At 71.5% G+C, this 23,432-nt stretch carries 19 protein-coding genes; 2 read left to right on the top strand and 17 right to left on the bottom strand.

The window, feature by feature from the left end:
* Window positions 1–255 precede the first annotated feature (255 nt).
* The gene (locus tag ACH4U8_RS00540) at window positions 256–1,314 is read left to right on the top strand and encodes a terpene cyclase (RefSeq protein WP_395775421.1); all 1,059 of its coding nucleotides are present in this window, start codon (window positions 256–258) and stop codon (window positions 1,312–1,314) included.
* A gap of 100 nt (window positions 1,315–1,414) precedes the next feature.
* Here the strand turns inward: ACH4U8_RS00540 and ACH4U8_RS00545 are convergent, their stop codons facing one another.
* The 5 genes from ACH4U8_RS00545 to ACH4U8_RS00565 are packed head-to-tail and all read right to left on the bottom strand — an operon-like array spanning window position 1,415 to window position 8,469.
* Window positions 1,415–2,320, bottom strand: a complete 906-nt coding sequence (locus tag ACH4U8_RS00545) for a DUF4231 domain-containing protein (protein ID WP_395775422.1) — start codon at window positions 2,318–2,320, stop codon at window positions 1,415–1,417.
* Entirely contained in the window at window positions 2,317–3,660 is a 1,344-nt protein-coding gene (locus ACH4U8_RS00550; protein ID WP_395775423.1) for a toll/interleukin-1 receptor domain-containing protein, read from the bottom strand. The genes ACH4U8_RS00545 and ACH4U8_RS00550 overlap by 4 nt, the downstream gene beginning before the upstream one ends.
* A complete protein-coding gene (locus ACH4U8_RS00555) occupies window positions 3,657–6,506 on the bottom strand; it encodes a hypothetical protein (protein ID WP_395775424.1) in 2,850 nt (949 codons plus the stop codon). The genes ACH4U8_RS00550 and ACH4U8_RS00555 overlap by 4 nt, the downstream gene beginning before the upstream one ends.
* The gene (locus tag ACH4U8_RS00560) at window positions 6,503–7,525 is read right to left on the bottom strand and encodes a hypothetical protein (protein WP_395775425.1); all 1,023 of its coding nucleotides are present in this window, start codon (window positions 7,523–7,525) and stop codon (window positions 6,503–6,505) included. The genes ACH4U8_RS00555 and ACH4U8_RS00560 overlap by 4 nt, the downstream gene beginning before the upstream one ends.
* The gene (locus ACH4U8_RS00565) at window positions 7,522–8,469 is read right to left on the bottom strand and encodes a MoxR family ATPase (RefSeq protein WP_360312522.1); all 948 of its coding nucleotides are present in this window, start codon (window positions 8,467–8,469) and stop codon (window positions 7,522–7,524) included. Before ACH4U8_RS00565 ends, ACH4U8_RS00560 begins: the two co-directional genes overlap by 4 nt.
* Before the next feature lie 139 nt (window positions 8,470–8,608).
* On the opposite strand from ACH4U8_RS00565, the gene ACH4U8_RS00570 reads away from it, so the two are divergent.
* Window positions 8,609–9,175, top strand: a complete 567-nt coding sequence (locus ACH4U8_RS00570; RefSeq protein ID WP_395775426.1) for a prepilin peptidase — start codon at window positions 8,609–8,611, stop codon at window positions 9,173–9,175.
* Window positions 9,176–9,255: 80 nt separating this feature from the next.
* On the opposite strand, the gene ACH4U8_RS00575 is transcribed toward ACH4U8_RS00570, so the two are convergent.
* The 12 genes from ACH4U8_RS00575 to ACH4U8_RS00630 all read right to left on the bottom strand — a co-directional run bounded on the left by ACH4U8_RS00575 (window position 9,256) and on the right by ACH4U8_RS00630 (window position 23,324).
* Entirely contained in the window at window positions 9,256–13,773 is a 4,518-nt protein-coding gene (locus ACH4U8_RS00575) for a LysM peptidoglycan-binding domain-containing protein (protein ID WP_395775427.1), read from the bottom strand.
* Between the two features lie 110 nt (window positions 13,774–13,883).
* Window positions 13,884–14,465, bottom strand: coding sequence for a pilus assembly protein TadG-related protein (locus tag ACH4U8_RS00580; protein WP_395775428.1), 582 nt, complete (start codon window positions 14,463–14,465; stop codon window positions 13,884–13,886).
* Window positions 14,357–14,791 carry a TadE/TadG family type IV pilus assembly protein gene (locus ACH4U8_RS00585; RefSeq protein WP_395775429.1) on the bottom strand — a complete coding sequence of 145 codons (435 nt, stop codon included), beginning with the start codon at window positions 14,789–14,791 and terminating at the stop codon, window positions 14,357–14,359. Before ACH4U8_RS00585 ends, ACH4U8_RS00580 begins: the two co-directional genes overlap by 109 nt.
* A gap of 17 nt (window positions 14,792–14,808) precedes the next feature.
* Window positions 14,809–15,243, bottom strand: a complete 435-nt coding sequence (locus ACH4U8_RS00590; protein WP_360312728.1) for a TadE family protein — start codon at window positions 15,241–15,243, stop codon at window positions 14,809–14,811.
* Window positions 15,244–15,283: 40 nt separating this feature from the next.
* The gene (locus ACH4U8_RS00595; protein ID WP_360312514.1) at window positions 15,284–15,580 is read right to left on the bottom strand and encodes a hypothetical protein; all 297 of its coding nucleotides are present in this window, start codon (window positions 15,578–15,580) and stop codon (window positions 15,284–15,286) included.
* A gap of 44 nt (window positions 15,581–15,624) precedes the next feature.
* Window positions 15,625–16,500, bottom strand: a complete 876-nt coding sequence (locus tag ACH4U8_RS00600) for a hypothetical protein (RefSeq protein ID WP_360312512.1) — start codon at window positions 16,498–16,500, stop codon at window positions 15,625–15,627.
* Window positions 16,497–17,468: a type II secretion system F family protein gene (locus tag ACH4U8_RS00605; RefSeq protein ID WP_360312510.1), complete on the bottom strand. Its 972-nt coding sequence runs from the start codon at window positions 17,466–17,468 to the stop codon at window positions 16,497–16,499. The genes ACH4U8_RS00600 and ACH4U8_RS00605 overlap by 4 nt, the downstream gene beginning before the upstream one ends.
* 5 nt (window positions 17,469–17,473) lie before the next feature.
* A complete protein-coding gene (locus ACH4U8_RS00610) occupies window positions 17,474–19,339 on the bottom strand; it encodes an ATPase, T2SS/T4P/T4SS family (protein ID WP_395775430.1) in 1,866 nt (621 codons plus the stop codon).
* On the bottom strand, window positions 19,329–20,288 hold the full coding sequence (locus tag ACH4U8_RS00615; RefSeq protein ID WP_360312506.1) for a hypothetical protein: 960 nt from the start codon (window positions 20,286–20,288) through the stop codon (window positions 19,329–19,331). The genes ACH4U8_RS00610 and ACH4U8_RS00615 overlap by 11 nt, the downstream gene beginning before the upstream one ends.
* Window positions 20,285–20,989, bottom strand: coding sequence for an SAF domain-containing protein (locus ACH4U8_RS00620; RefSeq protein ID WP_395775431.1), 705 nt, complete (start codon window positions 20,987–20,989; stop codon window positions 20,285–20,287). The genes ACH4U8_RS00615 and ACH4U8_RS00620 overlap by 4 nt, the downstream gene beginning before the upstream one ends.
* Before the next feature lie 553 nt (window positions 20,990–21,542).
* Window positions 21,543–22,832, bottom strand: coding sequence for a cytochrome P450 (locus tag ACH4U8_RS00625; protein WP_395775432.1), 1,290 nt, complete (start codon window positions 22,830–22,832; stop codon window positions 21,543–21,545).
* Window positions 22,833–22,955: 123 nt separating this feature from the next.
* Complete coding sequence (locus ACH4U8_RS00630) at window positions 22,956–23,324, bottom strand: hypothetical protein (RefSeq protein WP_360312500.1); 369 nt, start codon at window positions 23,322–23,324, stop codon at window positions 22,956–22,958.
* Window positions 23,325–23,432: the final 108 nt, after the last annotated feature.

The raw sequence follows: 23,432 nt of genomic DNA on the forward strand, positions 1-23,432 counted from the left end.
CCGATACACGGCACGGCATACGCAACACCGATACTCGGCACCGCGTACGCACAACACCACACACGCACCACCAGCACGCACCCGCACACGATTCACCGCACGTGGCCGCACACGATTCATCGCACGTGCCCGTAGAAAATGCATCACCGTACGTGTCGAAGCGCCCGTCGACGTCACTCTCCGCACCTGCAAAGGATCTTGCGCCGGCGACGCCGATGCGGCATAACAATGATCACGCAACGGGTGGGAGACCAGGTGCCGCAGGATGTGCTGTTCTCGATACCGTTCGAGGCCCCGATCAGTCCGTACCTGGACCAGGCCCGGAGCCGCCATCTCGACTGGGTCCGCGCGCGCGGCCTGATCCGCACCGACGCGGGTCTGCGCCAATACACCTCCTGGGACCTGCCGGAGGCGGTCGGCCGCACATACCCGCACGCGTCGGCCGACGACCAGTACATGCTGATGAACTGGTTCTCGCTGGCCTTCCTCATCGACGACGACTGCGACGACGATGGCGACGACGATCCGGACGCGGCCCCCGAACGCCCGGACCGGGTGGCGGAGATCGCCCGCGAACTGATCACCATTCCGTTCCGCGAACCCGGCACCCCGCCCGATCTGGTCTCCCCGATCACCCTGGCCTGGTCCGAGGTCTGGGCCTCGATGTCCGACGGCACCTCGGTGACCTGGCAGAACCGCTTCGCGGCCAACTGGGCCCGGTTCCTCGCCTCGCACGCCTCCGAACTGCGGCTGAGCGCCTCGCCCACCGTCCCCGCGTTGGACAGCTACCGCGTGATGCGCCGCAACACCGCCGGCATCCCGCACTCCCTCGACGCGATCGAACGCAGCCGCAGATTCGAAGTGCCCGCCCAGATCCAGGCGCACCCGCTGATGCGCCGACTGCGCGAGGCCGCCACCGACACCATCGCGTACATCAACGACATCCAGTCGCCGGGCCGTCAGGGCCGCCGGGTCGCCTCGCACAACCTGGTCGTGGTCCTGCGCGCTCGCCTCGACTGCTCGTACGACACCGCGCTGCGCGAAGCGACCAGGATGACGTACGAACAACTCGACACCTTCATGACCCTCCAGGCGTACATGCCCCAGATCTGCGGCGAACTCGGCCTGGGCACGACCGAACGCACGGCCGTGGAGATGAGCGTCGAGGGCATGCGCAACTGGATCCGGGGCTACTACGACTGGGGCCTGCGCTCCGGCCCCTACACCGCACCGGACGCGCCCCCGGACGAACCCGAACACGGCTACGCGGAGGACGCGCAACACCCGGCGACCGTGCACCTGCGCACTCGCTAGGGTCTCAACGGCCGCACCCGCGCGCCCGGTTCCGCCTCGTCCCGGGCGCCGGCCGCCGCTCACCATCCGACGCGCGTCGCCCCCGGTCCCGGTGGCGAACTCACTGCGGCGGTCCCGGATCCGCGTGCGCGGCCCGGGCCATCCACCCCTGGGTCTCGATCGAGATGACGTTCTCGCATCGCTCGACGAAACGCGCCTCCTCGGCCGGATCCAGCGGCATCCGCGCCGTGCGATCGTCGCGCAGCCGGCGCAACTGCTCGGCCGTGCGGGCGAACGAGATCAGATTCTCCTGGTACCGCACGCCGTACCCGTAGAGCATCACCGAAGCCGAGACCGTGGTGACCACCGGCACCCAGGCCCCGAGCCGGTCGCCGCCCGCCGTGCCCGCCACCACCGCCAACGCCATACCGGTCAGCGACAACACGAACTCGGCGAACCGGATCCGGACCAGGCCACGCCGCATCCGCACCACCCGGTCGCGGTAGTAGCCGTCCGCCTGGCCGTCGACCCGCTCGCGCACATAGCCGTCCACATCGCACACGGTCGGCGGCGTCGGATCCATCGCCGGGTCCAACTGCGGCAGTTCGGCCAGCAGTTCGCTCGCCTCGTCCTCGAAGGAGGCGCGACGCGCGGACAACGCCGCCCGGCGCTGGGCCTCGCCGCCGCCGTACGGATCACTCGACGTCAGGTAGAGGTAGACCTCGCTCTTGAGGCCCTCGGCGACCGACCGCAGCCGCGTCCACGCCTCGATCCGGGCCGGTTGCAGCCGCAGCGACGTCACCAGCGGGACCAACCCCACACCCAGCGCGCCGATCAGGGACAACACCTTGCCCGGATCGCCGTGCACCTGCGTGCCGGCCGTGGCCAGTATCGCGCCGCTCACCCCGAGCACGAGTCGCACCAGCCGCCAGCGCTGCACCGACGCCTTGGCCGCGGAGGCCGCGAGCGACCAGCGGCGCTGGGCTCGCCAGGTCTGGGCCAACACCGGATCCGTACCGACGGTCACGCGGGCCTCCAGGGCGGGTTCGATCGTTCCGGGTGTCCGGCCAGGCGCATCGCCCGGCCGTGTGTACGTTTCAACTCTCCTTCACCGGACGGCGTCAACGGTGTCAGTTCGGTGACCTCGATCGAACCGCACACGCCCGCCCGGTCGGTGACGAACAGCAGCAACAACAGCGGGAAGGCCGACCGCAGTTCGCGGATCAACGTGGCATCCGGCGGATGTCGGATGACCACCACGATCGGCCCGGTTTCCTGCGCGTGCGCCTCGATCACGTCCCGAAAACCGTCCTCGCCCTCCAACTCCGGGTCGTGATAGCCGTCGTAGTCCAGATAGCCGGCCACCCGGTCCCGGATCGCGGCGATCAACCCCACCGTCACCCCGGCTCCGGCCGGCATCGTGACCTCCAGGTGCGGCCACGGACGCGGGTGTCCGCTCGCCCGGAGCAGGTAGGCCCGCAGGGTCCCGCCCCGAGTCGCCGCGAGCACCGCGACCCGCCCGCCCGCGCGGGTGCGCAACTCGCCCAACTGCGCGGCGGCGATCGTGGGCACCCGCGCGTACACGACGCTGAGGTCGGCCACCGTGCCCGCCGGATCCGGCCGCAACACCGGCAACACCTCGCCCAACGCCCGTACCAGCGGGTCTGGTTCGCGCCGAGGAGCCGCGGCGCGCTCGGTCAGCAGCGCCTCGCTCAACCGTTCCCGCAAGACTTCGCGATCGAGCCGCTCGCGCACCCCGAGCAGATCCGCCGCAGCCCGTAACCGGTCCTCGTACGCCTCACCCAGCGCGTACGTCACCGCGTGCCGGGTGGGCGAGGAACGGTCCAGGTGCCACAGCCGGACCTGCGCCAGATCCGCATGCAGCTTGACCGGTAGCCGGCCGCCGGCGATCTCGTCGTCGGCCCAGTCGCACATGTCCGCCTCACCGAGGTGGATCGCCCGGAGCGCACTCGCCTCCAGATCCGCGCGCCGTACGTCCGGCAACTTCACCGTGATGAAGCGATACCGGGTGTCCGCCCGCCGCCTGCCGTCCGCGATGCTCGCCTCGTAGCCGACGTTCGCCGAATCCAGCGCGTGCCGGGAGAGCAGCAGCACGGTGGCCTGGCTGCCGTGCAGTTCCACCGCGATCTCCTGCTGCCACGCGTCACCGCTGCGCAGGAAGTCCTTGTCGTACACCGCCTCGAAGCCGGCCGCCCGCAACTGTTCGACCAGGACGTCGCGTGCGTCCAGGCACCGGCAGCACACCTGTCCGGGCTTGGCCCGGGTGCTGTGGCTGATGAAGATCCGCGGGCGCGGCGCCGACACCGGCACGGCGCCGCGCGGGTCGGGCAGGTGATGGATCGTCACGGGCGGCTCGCGTAGAGCTCGTCGGTGGTCAGCACGCGGAACCACCGGTATTCGTAGGGGGCGAGGGTGAGCAGCGTGGGGCCGCCGCTGCGGGTCCGCTCCTGGTGCGGCGCGGCGACATCCAGCAGATCCACCAACCGGCCCGCCGGTACCGAGGGCGTGGTCAGCGCGATCACTCGCCCGTCCGGCCCGAGGTTGGCGACGCAGAGCACGTACTCCTCCTTGTACCGGCGCAGAAGCGCGACCACGTCCGCATGGATCGACGGCAATCGGATCGCGCTGCCACGGGTGAGCGCGCGCTCTCCCCGGCGAGCCCGCAACAACGCCGCAAGGCGATCCGGCGGGAGTCCGGACGGCACCTCGGCCACGGCTCGAAGTCCCGGTAGTGCCAGCGTGGCCGAGGCGATCGCCATGGCGGACGCCGGGTCGCCGTCGACGGACCCGGCGAGCGAAACGCGCCAGTTCCGGGCCTGGTTCGGTTCCACCGCCCCATCCGACCTGCCCGCCCATCGCCACGGGCGCGTCTCGCCCGCGAGCACCAGGTCACACACGCCCTCGGCGATTCCCCGGTCGCTCCCGCTCCACGCACCGTGGTCGAGCACGAGGACCTGTCCCGGGTGGTCGTCGACCAGCGTCCGCAACCCGCCGAGAAACCCCGCCGAGGGCACCGGAATCGACCCGGCGGCGCTTCCCGCAGGCCCACGCTCCGGCACCAACACCCGCGCCCCTGCGGCTCCGGCCGCGAGCAACTCCGCGCAGTACCGCAACAATCGGGGAGTATCGACCTCATCGGGGCCGACGACCACATCGGCCAGGACTCTGATCCCGGCCGCCCGGGCAGCCCGAAACAAGGCGGGTGCCGTCGAACCGACCACACCGTCGGGAGCGAAGGGCAGGCACACACAGCCGATCCCGAACCGCCGAGCCGTCTCCAGGTCGTCCTGCGTCAGGTCCATGGGCATCGTGCCCACCAGGGTGTCCCACAGCCAGTCCCTCTTCGCGTCGACCGTTCGACGAGGCGTCAGCAGGAAGGTGCGGCCGTCCTCGGCCCTCAGCTCGACCGGGCCACCCCGCCCGACGATGCCGAATGCGAAGGGGCTCGGCGCGGAGACATGTACTGCCGAGAACGGCAGTCGCCGCTCCTGTAGACGATCGGGGGCCGGCTCACTGCTCCACTTGAGCAGCCGCCCGGACACGTCCACGGCCAAACCCGAGCGTCCGTCGGGATGTGCCGCGAGTGAACGAATCTCCCGAGACAGCTCGGGTCCCCGAATGGCGTAGCTGGATGCGGACGTCAGGCTCACGACCAACTCCGGCCCCGGCCTGGCGAACACGAGGGGGTAGCCGGCCACCCCTCCGGACAGGGCCGTGATGGGGCGCTGTTCGGTTCCCGAGTCGTGCATGGGCGAACCGCCGTCGACGTGGACGAACTCCAGGTGCCCGTCGGCGAACGCGACCACGACTTGCGACGACTGCGCCGGTGCCCAGAGCCGAGGGTTCGGCCCGGTCGATCGGGACAGGATCCTCGGTGGTTCGGACGGGGCATCCGGACGAACGGCCCAGATCCCGCGTTCGTTGGCCAGGATCACCTCCGGCCGACGGCCCGTCCTCCGCGGTGGGACCACCACCGCGTCGTGAATTCTTCCCAGGCCGGACACCCTCGAGACCTCGGCTCCGCTATGGCCGACCACCACCAAATCCCCGTGGGAGCTCAGGAGTACCGTGCCGGTCGCGTGGTCGACCCGCAGCAGTTCCGGGGTGCCGATCAACCCCACGGTGACCGGCGTCACGTTGCCGAAGATCAGCAGGTCCGTGTCGTTTCCGATGCGCCGCAGCACCGCCCGCAGACCGCCGTCCGCGAGCGCCGCCGAGCCGCCGAACACCACCTCGACGCTGCGTAGTTGCGCAACAGACCCGGACTGCGGCCGAGTGGAGTACGCCTCGTCGACCAACTCGGCGAACACCGCGACCGCCACCCGCACCGTCTCGGCCGCACCCACCTCCACCGCGTACCCACCCGCACCGGCTGCCCCCGCCCCGGCCAACTCCACCCACACCCGATCCCCACCCGGCACTTCGAGCACCCGCGCGCCCGGCGCCGGTGGGCGGCTGAGGGTCAGCCCGTTGTCGTCGAGCCATACGCCCAGCTCCGTATGGCCGCGCACCGCCGCCCGGGCCGCCGCGACGCCGCCCGGGCCGTGCCGTTCGAGCACCCACTGCGGCGGGTCGACGGCCAGCCGGGTCGCCGCCGAGATCAGCAGCGTGCGGGCGAGCGCGTCGGTCGCGAGCACTCCGGGCAGCCTGGGCAGGAAGTGCACCAGCCAGCGGGACAGATCCTCGGCCGCGTCGTCATCGCCGGCATCGACCGCCAGGGCCGCCGCGAACCCGGCCAGTTCCGCGTCCACAACCGCCGCCGCGTCCGGCCCACCGGCGTCCGCCAGCGCCAACCGCGTATAGCGCCGCACCAACTCGGGTGCGTGCCGCTGCATTTCCTCCGTCAGAGCGTGGACCGCCCGTCGGCGCACCGGGTCCCGAACCAACTCGTGCCGCAAACCCGCCGCATACAGCGGATCGAGCACGACCGCCCGCGCGTCGGCGGACTCGACCAGCGGCGAGAACCACAGGTCCGCCTCCAGCCCCGCCGCACTGGCCGGGACGAACTCCAGCCGGGCCCGCCGGACGAACGCCGTCGTGGCGTGCGGAGCCAGACACAGGGCTTGGGCGAGCGTGTACAGCAGCGGATCGTCCACCGCCAACCGGCGCAGGAAGTCGAGTTCCGCCGCGCCGGGCTCGGCCCGCCCGCCGACCATCGCGTGCCCGCCGATGACCGGGTCCGGATCCGTCACCGGATCGCCCCTACCCGCACTCGTCGGCTCTCCCGCCAAGCCGCGCGAATCGAGGTCCGCCGATCCAGCGACACCAGGGCCACCCGCCGCCGCAGCGTCCACGGATGTGCCCCCGCCTCGTACGGCGTCAGGCACACCACCGGACAACCGGCCCGGTGCACCGCGTCGAGCCAGTCCCGCCATTCGGCCACGCCGGCCGCAGCGGCACCGCTGAACGGCAGTCGGCGCAGGCCCAGATCCGACACCACCACCACGGGCGTGCCCGGCGCCGGTGCCCGGTAGCCCACCCGTCCGTGCCGCCGCATCGCCCGCACACCGCGCCACGGGGTGCCCTGAAAACGCAGCACCTCGACCCGCCCGCGGCCGACCACGGCGTCCGCGAGGTCCCGCAGCCAACGCTGGTCGGCCCCGAAGGGCAACATCGATTCGCCGCCGTCCAACAGGAGTTGCAGGCCCAGTCGAGTGGTCGGCCGAGGCCGGAACGGCAATCTGCGCACCGGGGCGCCGTCGACCACCGCACGAACCAGCGCGCGTTCGTCGAGGACTCGGCCGAACACGTCGGTCGAGGCCACCGCGAACATCACTCCCGGCGCCCAACGCACCGCCCACGGCGGCTGCGTCGGCTCCTCGCCCGCACCTGGATCGAGCAACCTCCGTACGCCCGCCGCATCCGCCTCGGCCGGGCCGTCCGAATCCACCGCGTCAACCACGCCCGCCCCGCCCCGCGTCGGTCCGCGCAGCGTGAGCACCGAGCAGGCACCATCCGCCTCACCCGGGGGCGGCGCCGGGGTTCCGGTGTCCATCGCGGGTGGTTCGTCCAGGTCGGCGGGATCCGGCACGTCGTCGTCCGCCTCCGCCGCCGGCTGTGCCGCCACGTCGGTCCCCTCCCGCGGGTCCGCCGCACCGGCCGGCTCCAGCATCCGGGCGATCTCCGCCGCCGCCGCGACGTCGGTGACCTCCAGCGCGACGATCGCCCGGACCAGGTCGCCGAGATGCACCTGCCCGCGTGCCGTGCTCACCCGTGCGGCCTCGCGCTCCCTCGGCCCTTGCTCAGTGCGACCTCCACGACCAGGTCCCAGGTGCGGCTGCCCGCGGTGACGCCCAATTCGTGGCAGGCCCGCAGGGTGTCGAGGAACTCGGCCGTACTCGGACCGGCCACCCACGCGGACTCGTTCGCGACCTTCAACAGATGGTCCGCCACCTGCTCGGCCATCGATTCGTCGTGATCGGCGCCGAAATGGCTGCGCGCGACCTTCAACAGGTGCGGCCGGTCCGGGGCTTCGAGGGACAGCAGGATGCAGCGGCGGACGAACGGCGCGGGCAGTTCACGTTCGTTGTTGCTGGTGATCACGACGAGCGGTTCGGCGCCCGGTCGCGCCCGGACCGGTTCGCCGTCCGGCCCGGTGAAGCGCAGGGTGTCGAGCGGCACCAACAGGCTGTTGGGCAGATCCGGATCGGCCTTGTCGATCTCGTCGATCAGCACCACCGACTGCGGCGCGGGCCCGGTGTGCCGCCCGTACGCGGGTTCGACGGGCCGCTCCCCCGCGCGCCGGGGCACGGTGCGGTACGGATCGAACGCCTTCCACAACACGCCCTGTACGCAGTAGGCGCCGATGGTCGGCGCGACCTTGTGGATCTGCGCGTCGTTGAGCCGGCGCAGCGCGTCGAAGCGCCAGAGCAGGTCCTCGGGTTCGGTCCGCGCGGTGATCACCTCGGTGTGGCAGACCCGCCCCAGGTGCCGGGCGACGTTCGGCGCGAGGGTGGACTTGCCCGATCCCGGCGGGCCGAGCACCAGGAGCGGTCGGCGGGTGGCCAGCGCGACGTTGACCGCGAGCACGATCCGCTCGTCGTCGAACACGTATGCGCCGTCGCCCACCGCCGCGTCGCCGTCGTCGCCGCCGGTAGCCGGTACGGACGGAGCGGGAAGCGGCCGGAACGGGTCGAACGCCATGGCTTTGGGCACGGTTCCAGTGTGCCGTTCGAGTGACCGACCCGGTACGGATTCCGTTGCAAACGCACCCGATCCGGCCCCGCTACCGAACCGGCGGACCAGGGAGCGGACCCGGTGCCGATCCGGCCCTCGGTCTGACAGGATCCGAGCCGTGCGGATATCTCCGATCCATCTCGACGAGGACACCGCGGGCGTGCTGCGTCGCGACCTGCCGGTGATCGCGGGCGCGTTCGTGCTCACCGGCGGCGCGCTGGTCTGGCGGGTCGGCCTCCACGCGGTCCTGCCCGCCTTCCTCGCCTTCGCGTTGCTCGCCTCGGCTCTCGTGGTGTGCGACGCGCGCCTGATGCGGCTCCCCGACCCGCTGACCCTGCCCGGATACCCGGTGCTCGCCGCGCTGTTGCTGATCCCGTTCGACCGGGACGCCTACCTCCGGGCGCTGTTCGCGATGGCCGGGGCGTACGCCATGCACCTCGTGCTCGCGCTGTGCGGTGTCGGCATCGGCCTGGGCGACGTGAAGGCCGCGGGCCTGGTCGGCCTGGTCCTGGGCTGGACGTCCTGGGCCGCGCTCGCGCAGGCACTGGTGCTGGCGTACGTCTGCGTGGGGGTGTACGCGACCGGGCTGGCGGTGAGCAGGCGCGCGGGCCGCGGCAGCGTGGTCCCGTTCGGCCCCTTCCTGCTCGGCGCCGCAATGCTCGTCCTGCTGCTTCGCGGCGCCTGATCGGGCGGGCTCGGGAGGCCGACCGCCGCGGACGAGCCGGTGGGCGGACGGCGTCCCGCGCCGCTCCGCCCACCGCCCGATCAGTCGTCCAGCAGGTCGCGGAGCAACTCGACGGTGAGCGCCTCGGGTTCCGCACCGAGGCCGGCCAGCAGGCCGTCCAGCCGATCCACGTAGTAGTCCAACTCCGCGCGGTCGCCCGTTATATGTGTCGCCCGGAACATCGTGCGGTAGAGCATCTGCGACTCGGGGCACACCACCAGGCCGACCGAGCAGGCCCGCTTGGCGGCCTGCGGGTCGTGGTTGTCCAGGTGGTAGTCGGCCAGTCGGGCGGCGACGTCGACGATCTCGGCGATCATCTGCTGCCGGAACGGCTCGGCCCAGACGTAGCGGCGCGGACCCACCCCGTCGAACGGCGCGTCGCGCACTATGTCCAACGCCCGCGCGTAGTCCATCGCCACCTCGTGGCTCCCGTACAGGCCGGGTGCCACCAGTTGGCGGAAGCGGAACCAGTCGCAGGCGAACCCCGGCCCGAATCCGTAGCCCCCGCCGCCGACCGCGGCCGGCAGGTGGCTCGTACCGTCCTGGGCGGTGCCCACCCAGCGGCGCAGTTGGCTGATCGCCGAGTTGCGCGCGGTGGCGGTGACACCCAGCGGCCAGACGGCGGTGTCGAGTTCGGCGAGTGGACGACCGGGGTGCAGGGCTATCCACGCGGCCAGTTCGGTCAGCCGGGCCCGGCGGCCGTGCTCGACCTCCTCGCCGACGCCGATCAGGTCCACCTGACCCAGGATCCGGATCTCCGGGTAGGTCGGCGCGAAGCCCTCCGAGGGCTGCCCGGGCGCGGCCGGGGCCTCGGCGGGCAGCGCGGCGACGGGCAGCGCGACGTCCCAGGTCGAACCCACCTCCGGGGCCTCCGGCGCGGCCGTCTCGGTGTCCGGCGCGACCACCAGGAACATCCCGGAGTCCTCTACGCCGAGGCCCTCCCGCACCTGCCCCGGCGCACCCCAGTACTCGGCGGACGGCATCTCGACGCCGCCGGCGACACTCTCCGCCGGACTCGCCTGCGCGGGTCCCGGGTCGGTCGGCGCCGGTGCGCCGCGCTCGCGGCCCTGCATCAGGTCGACCTCGTCGTCCGGACCCAGTACGTGGACTCCCGAGCCGCTGAACACGTCGGCGCGAACGCCCCCGTGTCCGTTGGCGGCGTGTGCCGGGTAGGCCGCGTAACCGCCCTCCGGCGCGTCCTCGACATCCCACCGCGGGGCTTGTTCTCCGGTGCTGGTCCGAGCGTCGATCGGCACTGCTGTTCCCTCGTCCGGGGCCTCTGCGGCCGCCGCCGGATCGGCCGGGTGTCCGGCTTCCTCGGCGGATGCGTAGGGGTGGTCCTCGGGATCGTCCACCCCTTCGAGTCCTGTTTCGTCCTGCCCGACATCCGACACCGACCGCTCGTCGACCAACCGGTCGCGCACGGCCGCCTGTTCGGCATCGACGGGCGCTCCGAACACCGGTTCGCCGAGGGTCGAATCCGCCGGGACCGCCGGGTCGCCCACCGTCGTCCCGGCCGCCTCGAACACCGGCTCCTCCGTCACCGGTTCGCCGTGCTGCGACGTGGCGACGACGGCTTCCCGAGCGTTCGGTTCGGCATACACCGACCCGGCACGAACCGACCCGTCGGCGGTCGGCTCCTCGAAGGATGGCGGCACCGGCGCTTCACCGCCATATGGCGGATTCGGGTACCGCGGTTCCGCATACGGCGGTTCGGCATATGACTGTTCCGGATAGCCGGGCTCCGCGCCGACCCCGGCGGTGGGCCGCGGGTCGACCGCCGACTCCCCCGCGCCGGTGGACTCGGGGTATCCCGGAGACGTCGCGGGATCCGGGCCGTCCGGACCGACCGGCGCGGGCTGGAACAACGCGGGCTCGTCGACGCGTTCGCCCGGTGCGGGGGCGTACTCGTGCGGGTCGTCGGGCAACCACGGCAGCGGCAGCGAACCGGTGTCCTCGGACGCTCCGCCACGCCGCTCGATCCGCTCCGGCGGGGCCAACGGCCGTCCGGCGATCGGGTGGATCGCGGCGCCCCAGGAGCCGGGGCCGCCCCGGCCGGCCGTGTTCGGCGCGGGAGCCGCGAAGGCCCGCTCGTCCGGCTCGGGGTCGGTGGGATCGGGCTGGTAGTAGGCGGGAGCCGCGTCGGGCCCGGCGTCCACGTCGGTCGCGGTGCCGCCCCCCATCCGGGCCGGCCGCTCCATCCCGCCGACCGCGGACCAGGCGGCCGAGGAGATGCTGCCGGCCGCTCCGGCGCCCACCTGGACCGGCTCCGGCTCGTGGTCGGCCCGCTGTCCCGGGATCAACACCTCGTCGGCGGGCACCCCGTCCAGGTCCCGGGAGACCGTGAACATGCTCACCAGCGCCTGGTACTGCGGGTCTTCGAGGCGCTGCACGTGTACGTCGGTGTTGATCCGACTCGGCGTCACCACACCGGGCACCGTGGGCAGTCGGGTCACCCCGAGCCCGCTGAGCCAGGGCTCGGAGTGGATCGGCGCGATGATCGCGGCGGCCGCGCGCGGGTAGCTGTTGGTCAACCGCTGGATGTGCGGCACGTGTGCCTCGGTCAGCGGCTCCAGGGACAACACGATCTCCGGCGGCCAGGTGTCCGGCAGGATGCCCTTGGTCCGGGCCTGGCGCGGCGAGGTCAGCTTGGCGTCGTCGAGCAATCCGACCACCTCGTCGGACCAGGTCGCCAGTCGGCCGAGAGCCTCGTCCAACGAGTAGGCGTAGCGCAGTTGTTGCCGGCCCTCACGTTCGACGTCGCGCAGCTCGCGGCCGAAGCCGACCACCGTCACGCACAGATCGTCGCTCCACACGTTGGACAACAGCTCGACCGCCAACGCGCGCAGCACGGCCAGGTTGTCCTCACCGGATCCGTCGGTGAGTCCGACCACGCCGAGCGATTCGAGATCGATCAACAACTGCCTGCCGTCGTCGGTTTCGCCCAACACCGCGAGCGCGGGGTAGGGCGCCGGCACATTGGCCGCCGCGCTGGTGTGCAGCAACTCGGCGTCCGCCGGGCAGGTCCAGTGCATGTGGTCGCCGTGCACCGCCTCGAAGGGGTACAGCGGCGGGGACGGCGCGGCCAGGTGCAGTTCGAGTCGACGGTCGGTGAGCTGCACCGAGTCGATCAGCGGCAGGGTCCGCCCGGTGTCCGACATCCGGGCGCACAACGTCCGGAGCGTGCGGTCGAACAGGTCCAGGGCGTCCGGGGTTTCGGTGGCGCGCAGTTGTTGTTCGAGGTCGGCGGCCTCCGGCGCCGGCATCGCGATCCGACGGCCGTCCCGGCGGACCGACTGTTGGAGCCGGCGACGCACCAGCAGTGCGCCCAGCACCGCCGCCGCGCCCACCGCGCCCAGGGCGATGGCGCCGATCGGCACCGAATGCTCGGCGCCGCCGGTGCTCGGCGCCTCGGCCCGGCTGCCGGTGGGATTGGGGTTCTCGGACTTCTGCTTCGGCGCCTCGCTCGACTTGACGGGGGCGCTCGGCGCGGCGACCGGGTCCTGCTTGGCGATGTGCGGCGGCGTCTCGACGAACGGCTTCGGCTGCGCGGCGGGCGGTTGTTGCTGCTGTCGTTGCTGAGGCGGTTGCTGCTGAGGCGGTTGCTGGGGCGCGGGTGGTTGTTGTTGCGGCGGCAGTTGCGCCTCCGCACTGGCGGCGCCCGGGATGGACAACGTCCAGCCGGGTTCGATCGCGTTCGGGTCGGTCAGGGCCGAGCCGCTCGACTGCGGCTTGTCCTTGTTGGCGGCGAAGATCTCCGGGTAGCGGTCGCCGTCGCCGAGCAGTTCCTCGGCGATGTCCGACAGGGTGTCGCCGGGCTTGACCGTGACCGTCTGCGGCAACGCCTTCTTGTCGTCGCGCTGGGCCCCGGACCCGCTCTCGGGCGCGTGCGCGGCCTTGACCTCGGCGGGCGGCGCGGCATTCGCGGGCAGCGCCAGAACCCAACCCACCTCGACGTAGTCCGCCGCGTCGAAGCGCTGGCCGTTCACCATCACCTTGCCCTCGTTGAGCTCGGCGATCTCCGTCCACCGCTTGCCGTCGCCGAGTCGTTCCTCGGCGATAGTCCACAACGAATCACCGCGCTGGACGGTATGTGTGGGCCCGGCACTCGGCCCGGGTTCCTGGACCCGGACCGGGATTTCCTGCTCCACGACCCGACTGGGCGCGCTCGCCACGGTGTCCGCGAGTTGTGGAGCGGCCTGCGTTTGGCCCGCCGCCAGCGCGGTACCGGTCGGCAACAGCAGCATGATGCCGCCGATCAGCGCGCCGGCCGCCTTCTGGCTCCAGCCCAGACCGCGGATCCGCGGCGCGGACAGCCCTTTCACCTGGGCCGGGATCTCCACCACGACCGAAATCGCGAAACACAACCAGGCGATCCACGCGATGATCGCGAGCGCGGCGATGAAGCCGCTCCCGTCGTCGGGCGCGGTGAGGATCTTGGTGACCTCGTCCAGGCCGGGTAGTCGGCGCGGCAACAGCGTCGTGGTGGCCACGACGAGCAGCGCGGGAAGGCCGATCAGCAACGCGAGCAGCACGACGAGGCTGAGCAGGCCACGCACGAGGTCGAAGAGGAAGCGGCCGGGTCCGCGGCGCCTGCCGCGGTCGTCACGGCTGCGAGCGTGCGCCCCGGGACCGGAACCGGCACCGGAGCGAGAGCCTTGAGTAACGGTCACGGTGCGGCCTCCGGGGCTTGAATCCCATGGACGAGCCCGGCACGGGCATGGCCTTTGACGGTGACGGTGGAGACGCCGAAGAAGGCGGCCACCTTGGTGTTGTACTCGATCGTCACATCGACGTCGATGTAGCGACCGTCGGACGTGACCTTGGCGTGGCCGGATTTCACCACGGCGTGGGCCCTCAGATACTCGCCCGCCGCGGTCTCGGCGGCCTGCTGTGGAACCACGATCGCCGTCCCCGGAATGGCCTTGGTCGGGTCGATCGCCTGACCGGCGGCGCGCGCCGCCTCCTGCGCGTAGGCGTCGGCCTTGGAATCCGCGCGCAGCTTGCCGCCGCCGTCGACCACCAGTCCGACCAGCAGGATGATCACCGCCATCATGATCGCGAGCATGATGGCGAGCGAACCCCGATCCCGGGGCTCGCCGGTAACACCGATGTGAAGCACCCGGGTTCGCCACCTGGCCGTCACTTCGACCGCTCCCGGTAGGTGTCGATCACGGAGGTGAAGGTCCCGTTCATCGTCTTCGAGCCGGGAATGCCGGGGAAGGCGACGTCGGAGAGGGACACTTTGCACGTGACACTGACCGTGACCGTGGCCGCCTTGCCGACGTCGGTGGCGAAGCCGGTGATGTCGACGTGGGTCACCGGGGCGCAGGCGATCCCGTCCTGGTCCAGGGACTGCACCACGGCCGCCCTCGCGGCCGACTCGGCATCGGACGCGTTGCGTGCGATCGACGCCTCCCGTGCCCCCGCCTTCGCCGCCGCGTCGACCCCGTTGCCGGCCAGCGTGGTGCGTCCGAACGCGATGACCAGACACAGGAACGCGATCAACACCGGTGCGAGCACCGCTGCCTCCAGGGCGAACGACCCCTCGTCCGCCCGCAGGCTCCCCCTGTACACCCTCGCCCCCCAGCTCTTCATCGGCCCGCTGTCGTCCACCGCTCGACAACGCCGTCCGCGTGCTGCCTGATGGTCAGACTCCCGAGTCCCGGCACGATCGACAACGACGTGCCCTGAACGGTCACGGTGAGCCGCGCACCGGCCTTCCGCTCCGGAATCACCTTCAGGTCCTTGAGCATTCCCCCGCCGAGGTCCTTCGCCACATCCCGGCCGCGCTGTTCCGCCGCCGCGCTGTCGCCGCCCCTGCGCCGTCCCTCCTCGACCCCCTCCTTGGCCGCCTGCAACGCGACTTCACGGGCGTACCACCACAGGCAGCCCTGAATCACCGTGAGCAGCACGAGCATGAACACCGGGAAGATGATCGCCATGGTGATGGACATGCCGCCGCGATCCGGCCCGCCTGCCTTGCGCAGACGGCGCCGGATCGCGTCGACAAGAGAGCCGCATGGCATCTTGTTCACGAGGACGGTCCGGATCCTTCGCGTCGGATCTCTAGTTCGGCTTCGGTTCCTGGTACTTCGAGTCGGAGTTGTCCAGATCCTTCTGGTACTTCTGGTACATGGCGTAGATGACCCCGGCGATGCTGACCGCGGCGACGATCAGCACCGCGACGATGATCGCCGTCTCGATGCTGACCGCGCCGTGGTCGCGCTCCTTGCGCAGACGCCGGTAGCGGTCCACCACACCGCCGGTGACCATCAAGACGAAGGCGATCGGGGCCGGAGCCAGTCTGTGTAGGGCGGATTCCGCACGATCGAGCACCGCGGGGGATGAGGAACCGGTTTGCATTGCCTGTACTCCTTCCGGAGAACGGCTCGAGATCCGAAGGTCGTTCATACCGAGAAAATCCGGGATATGGCCGGAAATCCAAGCAGGATTCCCATGATTACCACGAGCATCGTGCCCGGAACGGTGAGCCGTTCCGAATCCGCGTTCGCCTGTTCGTGTTCGTTCGCCAGCAGTTCGATACGCAGGGACTGGGACCGGGCTCGCAACGTGCCGTACACCGCGGCGCCTTCGGTGCCGGCCATCTCGATGATGTCCGCCACGTCGGCGAGTTCGGGAAGGTCGAGATCCTTGGCCAGGTCGCGCAGGCCGTCCCAGGGGTCCGCGCCGCTCACCCGGGCCCGCGCCAACGCGTCCTGGATCCGGGAGAATGCCCAGCCGTCCCCCACCGCCGCCGCTCGCTCCAACGCCTCGCCCGGACCCGCGTCACCCGCACGGCCGAGCGCGACCAGGTCCAGATAGGCGGCGGCCGCGTGCTGGAACTCGGTCCGGGCGGCCTTGGCCTGGTCGCGCAGCGCGAAGTCCGGGATGAGCCACATCCCGGCCGCCACCGCCAGGGACAGGAACAGCGGTACGTAGAAAGCCACTCCGATGCCGGTGGCCAGCAGCACCGAGGACAGCATCGCGGGCAACAACAGACCGAGCAGCGCCAGCAGTGCCTTGGTGCGCACGAATTGCGCGACCGTCTCGCCGACCAGGTCCAGTTCGCGATGCGGCACCCGAAATCCCGGCACGCGCAGGGTCAGCGCGACGAGTTGGTCGTCGTACCTGCTGCCGGTCTGCTCGGTACGCCGCTTGGGCGTGCCGGAGAGTCGATGCAGCGCGTTGCCCAGGTCCGGCGGTGCCGGCCACAACTCGCGCACGAGCAGCGCGACGCCGGCGCCCAGGACACAACCGCTGACGATCATCACGGGTGGGATCACGACCACTCACCCCGCAGCACCGGTGCCGTGTGCACGCCTTCCGCGTTCTGTGCGTCCGCCGCCTGCGCGGCCTTGACCACGCTGCGCGGATCCGCGACCAGGAACCGGGGCTTGAACCGATCCGTGGCCAGCGACCGCATCCACATCAGCGTGCCGATGTAGCCCATCGCCAGCAGCAGCAGGACCAGTTGGCCGATCACCGTCCCGTACGGCTCGGCGTAGTCGCGGTTGATCACCACGACCAAAGCGGTCACCCCGAGCGTGATGTAGGTGATCCAGCGCACCGCGATCCGGGCGCCGGCCCGGTCCGCCTCGATCGCGCGCCGCTGGCGCACCTCCTCGCGCACCGTGCCGGCCAGGTCCTTGAGCGCCATCGCCAGGCCCGGGCCGCGGTCCGAGGAGCGCAGGATCAGCGCCGCCGCGATCTTGTCCGCCGTCGCGTCGCCCAGATCGGCGGCGAACGCCCGTAACGCCTCGTCCGGGCGCCAGCGCGACTGCAATCGGCTGACCAGGTCGCCGACTTCCTCGACGATCGGCTCGGGGCAGGTGCCCCGGGAGGTGAGGATCGCGTTCTCCAGACCGGCGCCCAGCTCGATCAGGTCGGCGATCCGCCGGGTCCACTCGGCGAGCGCGTCCAGCCGGTTGATGACGGTGCGATCACTCTTGGTCGGCGCGAGCAGCCAGGGCAGTCCGGTGAAGGCGACGACCACCAGGAGACCGGCCACCAGAAAGCCGGTGAACAGCCAGACCAGCGCGGCGACCGCGAGTCCGATGCCCAGGCGCACCCGCCGGGCGGTACGTTGCCGGGCGCTCACCGGACCCGAACGCATCCGTCGTACGGCCAGCTCCAGCCGGCCGGGCGGCTTGGGCGTCGGATCGTCGTACGTGCCGACGACGCCGACCACCAGACCCACCAGGCCGCCCACCAACAGGCAGCCGCACACCGCGACCAACAGGGCGTCACCCATGTCCGTCACCCGACCTGATTCACTTTGAGCTGCAACGGCCGCCAGCCGTGCGGCTCGTCGAGCAGATGCGGACTGAATCCGGCCCGGATCAGGTCCGGCATGTCCGAGGGGTACATCCGGGCCATACCTCGCGGGTCGTCGCCGGTGGGCGCGAAGATCGTGTTCACGGCCGGGCGGCGGTGCTCACCCATCCCGGTCACCTCCAGCACGTGCGACACGAAACGATGCCGCTTCCCACCGATCGCCGTCTCGTCGATCATCCGTACGAAGACCACGTAGTCGACCGCGTTGGAGGCGAGCCGGTAGGCCAGTTCGGGGCTCATGTGTGCGCCGTACTCCAGGCAGAGTTCGGCGATCCGGTCGAAGATCATGTCCGGCTCGCGCACGTGCAGCGTGCACATCGAGCCGCCCTCGCCGTTGGTCATCACCCGCAACATCGGCACGATCTCGCTGGAGCGCACCTCGCCGACGATCATCCGGGACAGCGACATCCGCAGCGCGGAGGGAATCAACTCGCCGATGGTCAACTCGCCCGCCGACTTGCCGTCGATGCCCCGCTCGCCGTTGCCCTCGCGGGCCTCGATCGCCACCACCTGGCGCAGGTGTCCCAACTCGTGCAGGAACAATTCGAGTTCGGTCTCGAAGGTGCCGATCCGCTCGTCCCGGGGGATCTCGTGGGACAGCGCCCGCAACAGCGAGGTCTTGCCCACCCCCTGGGTCCCGCAGATGATCAGGTTCTTCTTGGCCCGGACCAGCGAGCCCAGGAAGGCGGCCAGGGTCCGGTCCAGGGTGCCCAGTCCGATCAGGTCGGCGAGCCGCACGTCGCGCACCCGGTGCCGACGGATCGTCACGTAGGTGTGCGGGGTGACCTCGGTGATCGCCTGGAGACGCGAGCCGTCCGGCAACCGCAGGGCCAGGGTGGGCTGCGCGGTGGACAGGGTGCGTTCGCCGCTGCCGTGCCGGCGGGCCAGGTCCCTCAGCAGTTCGCGGAGTTCCTCGTCGGAGGCGGTGAGCGGCGGCACCTGGACGCGGGGCCGGTCGGCGTAGTCCACCCAGACCGTGTCGTAGCCGTTGACCAGGATGTTCTCCACGGCGGGGTCGGTCAGGTACGGCTCCAACGGCCCGGCCCGGAACAGCCAGTCCCACACCGCCCGGGCCATCGCCCGGTCCTCGGCGGGGGTGGTGGAGATGCCACGCTCACGCGCGGTGATGTCGGCCCATTCGGCGACCACCTGGGCGACGATCGCCCGGCCGCGCTGTTCGCGGTCCTCGTTGGTCAGGCCGGGCGACATCTTGTCGAATTCGTGGAGTTGCTCGGCCGCGCGGTCCTTCAGTATCCGGACCAGCGCCGGGTCCACCACCGGTTCGCCGGAGGGATTGCGCGGCGGCTTGGCGGGTCCGGTCGTGGCGGGCGCCCGGCCGGCGGGCGGGGGTCGCCGGCTGACCGTGCCCACGCCGTTCGCGCTCACGCTCGCGGTCGGCGGCACGGTGAACATGCCGTCCCGGCCGCCCGCGTGCCGGACCGCGCCGTTCAGCGGCCCGTTCGGGTGCGCCGTCGCGGCGGGCGAAACCGGGGTGCCGTTGGCGGGCGTCGGCGGTGGAGTGTGCCCCACGGCGGGGGTCAGCGAGCCCGCGCCCGCCGACCAGGTCGGCGGGGGAGGCGCGTCGGGTCCGGCCGAGGCGCTTCGCTGGAAGCCCTCGGGCCAGGTGCGCAACGGCGGCGTGGGCGGCGCGTACAGCACGTCCTCCGCCTCCGGCAGGCCCGGCACGACATGCATGTGTGGGCGATAGCCGGTCTCGGCGGCAGGATCCGGTTCCGGTTCCGGCTTGTTGTGCGGGTCCGGGTGCAGGGGTCGCGCGTTATCGAACATGACCCGCCTCCTCGCCGGCCGGCCGGTGCGCCGGTTCGGCCTCGGGTCGGGCTTCGGGCTCCGCGGGTCGGCGGATGTAGGCGGCGGCCTGGGCCCAACCGTCGCCCGGCAGCGGCGCGTCCGGCCCGGCGGGCAACTGGCCGCCGGGCGCCGGGCGCGGCGCCAATCGCATCCGGCGCTGGTTGGCCAGGGCCAGCGCGGCCTCCGCGGTGGTTCGCGCGGCACGCATGAACTTCGACCGCAGGAACCGTTTTCCGGTGTCCCCTTCGCCGTCGGACAACACCCGGGCCCGTTCCGGATCGAACGGCAACAGGCCCAGCACCGGCGCCTCCAGGTGCTTGCCGATCTCCTGGCGCGCGTAGCGCCCCTCCTCGATCACCACGAGCGCGATCGAGTCCGAGCCCGTCCCGTGCGTGTCCAGGTCGTGGCGCAGCGAGGCCAGCCGGGGCTGTGCCTGGGCCAGCGAGGGCAGCGTCCCGCGCACGACCGGCAGTACCAGGTCGGCTCGGCGTGCGGCGATGGCCGACGCGCCCGTGGTGCCGCGCCGGCCCAGGTCGATGATCACGTCGTGCGGGATCTGCTGATTGCCCAGACCGGCCGCGAGTTGCGAGATCGGGTCCCACGTGTAGGCCAGTCCGGAAGCCTGGGTGGGGTCCACCAGGCCGGGCAGCAGCAGCCGTTCGCGCCGGCCGTCGGACAGGTCGACCAACTGCCGAAAGAACGCGTCCACCAGGTTGCCCTGACGGTGCGCGACACCCAATTGGTGCAGCCCGTACTCGGCCGAAACCCGACCCTGGAGCGCGCCGGCCAGGATCGAACCCCCGTCCGGATCGGCCTCGATCAGGATCACCCGGCGGCCGGCCGGCAGCGGCCAGGTGAGCAGGAGCGCCAGCGCGGTCGAGGTGGCGCCGGGCGCACGGGTGCCACCGGTGACCGCGACGACGGTCATGGGGCTCCTCCGGTCCTGGCCGGTGCCGCGTCCGCGTTGCCCGTGTTCAGCACGACGATGGAGAACCTGCCCTCGGCCACCTGGAGCGCCAGCACCGGGCCGTCCTTGGCGGGTACCGCGACGTCCAGGACGGCCTTGCCCGAGCTCGAATTCGAGTCCGTGTTGCCGGAGCGGATCACCGTGGCGGCGGTGGTGATCGGCTGCGTGGAGGTGGAGTTGGCGGCGCCGCCCACCGGGGGCGCCGACGTCACGACCAGGATTCGGGTGCCGGGAGTGACCCGCTGCACCGGCATCTTGGTGGTGTCCAGGGCGATCGGGACGAGGGTCTCGCCCGGCTGGATCGCGATCCGCTCGGTGACCTGGTCCGAGGTCAGCAGGGTGCCCGCGCGCAGCTCGACGGCCGCGCGTTTGCCCACGATGACGGCCTTGGAGCCGGATCCGATCGGGCGCAGCCCGGGCGCGTCGTTGATCTCCACGACGCGCAGATCCTCGGCGGCGATCGTCTGGCCGTAGGGCACCGTGCGGGCGACCGCGAGCACGGGCACCCGCTTGTCGCCCATCTGATAGAACGCCGCCGAACCGAGTCCACCGGCCGCGATCAGCGCGACCGAGAGCGCGATGAGCGCCGGCCGCCGGCGTCTGGCGCCGAGGCTGCGCGTGGGCGTGACCGGCATCGTGCCGGCGGCAGCGCCCTGCGACACGACGCCATTACCCGATGGCCGTTCCGTAGCTGCCTTCACCACCGGCTCCGCCCCCTTGCTCTGCCGGGTCCACCCAGGTTCCGTGCGGACCGTGATCCACTTCGGAGCTACCGCTCGTATCTTCCACCACACACACTGTCAGGTGAATGGTGAACAGCCCGAAAACAGTCGTCGAAGTCGATCATTCGAAGCTTTCCGGAACGACTTCCCACCACGTCAACCAGCACGATCGCGGACGCCGTATGACGAACCCGACCCCACCAAAGATCACGGGCAAGCATCTCGTTCCGGACATCGAACGGGCCCCACGATGGTCCCGAAACGAGGCGCTCCGCAAGCACTTTCGGGCAATTGTTGGCCGGCCGAGTTCTGCGCGCACCGTGATCGGCCGAACGTGATAACGCACTGCCGTCCCGACGCTGCGAACCGTACTCGACACGCTGCGTGGGCGCGCGCGGGGCCTCGCCGGCGAATCCGGCGAAGGGGTGGAAGTGTCGTCAAATTGCTTAGGCGCCTACCAGGGCCGGGAGTTGCCGGCCGAGGGCGGGTCGCCTCAGGTCCTTCGGCGGACGGCCGTGACCGGGAGATGCCCGGGGCGCGGCAGCGCGCTCGTCCTCGGGCGGGACGGTTTGCCGGGCACCGGCCGCAGTTGCCAACGGGCGGACACGGTCGCGACGGTGGTCACGATCTGGGCCAGGAACAGGTGTTCGCCGATGCATCGATGCACCCCCGCGCCGAACGGCATGTAGACGCCGCGCACCCGCCCGGGAAAGCCCGGTTCGGCCCATCGGTCCGGATCGAAGCGCTCGGGTTCCGGAAACAGCTCGGGGTCCCGGTGCAGCGCGTGGTGGCTGTACAACACGTCGCCTCCGCTCGGGATGTGATGACCCATCACGTCCACGTCGCGATTGGCCCGGCGAACCACCAGCCAGGGCGCGTACAAGCGAAGCGTCTCGTCGACAACACACCTTGTATATACGAGAGCCCCGATGTTCTCGGCGGTCACCGGTCCACCGGCCAGCACCTCGTCGAGTTCGGCGTACAGCCGTTTGCGTACGTCCTCGTGCCGGCCCAGCTCGAAAAATACCCACGAAAGGGTGGCATTCGTGTTGTCGTTGCCGGCGATCAGCATCGACACCACCTCGTCGCGCACCAGTTCGGGCGCCATGTCCATCCGGGCGAACTCACCGAGCAGCCCGGTACCCGCGTCGGCGTCCACGGCCGAGGCGATCGCCGCCCGCAACCGGCGGCCCGTCTCGGCGAAGCGCCGGTTGCCGGGCGTGGGCAACTGACGGGCCCACTCCGGCAGCACGGTGCGGGTGAACACCTCCTGGATGAACACCGGCAACGAACGCCGCACCTCGGCCACCGCCGCGTCGGCCGCCGGGCTCTCCCCGAAAATCAACCGACCGAGCGTGTCCAGCCCGAGTTCGCTCATCTCCCGATCGAGCGCGAGCGTGGATCCCGGCAACCATTGCGCGCTCGCCTGCTCGGCCCGGCGACGGATCAGCTCGACGTAACCGCCGATCCGCGAGCGCTGGAACGCGGGTTGCAACGTCCGTCGTTGGCGTCGATGCAGGGGGCCGTCGGAGGCGGCGAGGCCGTCCCCGATGTGCAACCGGGCCTGCTTGAAGAAGCCGTCCCGCTCGATGGTGTCCGCGTGTTCGACCAGGACACACCGAACCAGGGCGGGGTCGTTGAGGACGTACAGCTCCCTCGGACCGACCCGGATCCGCACGATCGGCCCGTGGGCACGCAGCGACGACACGAAGTCCCAGCGGCCGCGCAGCAGCGCCGGGGTGTGGCCGAGCAGCGGAACTGCGCCCGGGGCGATCGGGACCACGTTGCGACTCCTTGGGGTTGACCGGCGTGCCGAGCGTATTGGACACACCCGCGGAGGCGGAGCGGCGGTCGGAGGGGTTCGCGGGCGCGGTTCCCGGCCCGGGCCCGTCATGTGCGGCGGTGGTCAGGGCTTCGCCGGCGCGGCCGAACCTCGGTTGCGCGCCGCCAGGGTCGGTTCGACGCCCCGGTCCACGTACGGCTTGCCGGGCGTGACGACGCCGGCCCGGCCGGGCCCGGGCGCCCGGAGCCTGCGTGGCGCGACCGCCTCGGGGTCGTTCGTGGCGGGCCGGTCTGGAGCGGCGATCGGCGGCGGATCGATCCGCCGGCCGGCCCCGACCGAGGTCACCGAGGCGGGCGGCGGCTCGTCCGCGTCCGAGGCGGGCGCGATACCCACCCAGGCACCCAGCGCGATGCCGACGGTCGCGAGCACGGCCCCGACCGGACCGGCCCGTCGCATGGTCCGGCCGGGCACCCGGTCTCGACGGTTCGACACGGAAGCACTCCTTCGCTGTCACCGGTGTCGGGCGCCGCGCACGGCGCCGAACGTTGCACACGGAAATACGGCTCCCGAGCGACCCGCGTTGCACTCCACGCCCGTCTC

This window comes from Embleya sp. NPDC020886 (assembly GCF_044333915.1).
Classification (GTDB): domain Bacteria; phylum Actinomycetota; class Actinomycetes; order Streptomycetales; family Streptomycetaceae; genus Embleya.